Here is a 1,438-nt window from a genome sequence, read left to right as displayed (position 1 = left end):
GTTCGACGCTGTAGCGCGCCGGCAGCTCCGCCTTGAAGGCGGCGATCGCGTTCTCCAGCCGCCGCGTGACGGAGGTGGCGTTCTCGCCTGGCGCGACGTCGCCCTGCACTGTCACGGTCGGCAGCCGGCCGCGGCGCCAGATCAGCGGCGGCTCGGTCTGGTAGGAGAGCTTGGCAACCTGTTCGAGCGGCACGCGGCGTCCGCCCGAGGCGCTGATCGTCAGGCCGCGCAGCGTGTCGATGCTGGCGCGTTCGGACTCCACGGCGCGGGCGACGATGTCGACGAGGTAGGTGTCGTCGCGCATCTGCGTGATCTTGGAGCCCGACAGCACCGCGTTGATCGTCTCCGACAGTTGCTGCGAGGAGATGCCCAGCGCGCGCGCCCGGTCCTGGTCGACGTCGACCTTGATCACCTTGGCCGGTTCGTTCCAGTCGTAGTTGATGTTGCGCACGGCGGCGTCGCTGCCTAGCACCTGCGCGAACTGCTGCGCCAAGCTGCGCGTCTTGTCCGGGTCCGGACCGCTGACGCGGAACTTCAGCGGCCAGCCGACCGGCGGGCCGAGCTCCAGCGGCGTGACGCGGGCCATGACGTCGTCGAAGCCGGTCGCCAGCTCCTTCTCCAGCCGGTCGATGACGGCCTGGCGAACGGCGTGGCCCTTGGTCACCACCACGGCCTGGGCGAAGAAGTCATTGGCCAGCTGCGCGTCGAGCGGCAGGTAGAAGCGCACCGCGCCCTGGCCGACATAGAAGCTCCAATGGTCGATGTCGGGATCGGCGGCGAGCAGCTTCTCGACACGCTCGACCACGGCATCCGTCGACTTGATCGAGGCGGTGCGCGGCAGGGTAAGATCGAGCATAACCTCCGGCCGGTCGGACTTCGGGAAGAATTCCTGGCCGACGAAGCCCATGGCCACGGCCGAGAGCGCGAACAGCCCCGCGGTCGCCGACAGCACGATCCACTTCGCCCGCATCGCCATCTCGAGCAGCGTCTGGAAGCCGCGGGCAATCCGCGACGGCTGATGGCTGCCATGGCCTTTGATGCGATCGGGCAGGAGCGCCACGCCGGTGAGCGGCGTGAACAGCACGGCCACCACCCAGGAGACGACCAGCGCGATCGCCACGACGGCAAACAGCGAGAAGCAGTATTCGCCGGCGCCGCTCTTGGCGAAACCGACCGGCACGAAGCCGGCGATGGTCACCAGCGTGCCGGTGAGCATCGGGAAGGCGGTGGAGGTGTAGGCGTAGGTGGCGGCCGAGATCTTGTCGTGGCCTTCCTCCATGCGCGAGATCATCATCTCGACCGCGATCATCGCATCGTCGACCAGCAGGCCGAGAGCGATGATCAGCGCGCCGAGCGAGATGCGCTGCAGCGAGATGCCGAAATACTCCATGGTGACGAAGGTTATCGCCAGCACCAGCGGGATGGCGACCGCCACCAC

At 67.9% G+C, this 1,438-nt stretch carries 1 protein-coding gene; it reads right to left on the bottom strand.

What is annotated here, in order from left to right; all coding sequences use genetic code 11:
- A partial coding sequence (locus tag EOA29_RS36375) for an efflux RND transporter permease subunit (RefSeq protein ID WP_145970046.1) occupies nucleotides 1-1,438 on the bottom strand: 1,438 nt, incomplete at both ends.

Origin of the sequence: Mesorhizobium sp. M1E.F.Ca.ET.063.01.1.1 (assembly GCF_003998155.1) — a bacterium.
In the GTDB taxonomy this organism is placed as follows: Bacteria; Pseudomonadota; Alphaproteobacteria; order Rhizobiales; family Rhizobiaceae; genus Mesorhizobium.
Note: the sequence above shows the minus strand (reverse complement) of the source record. Positions and strands in the feature narration are given on the sequence as shown.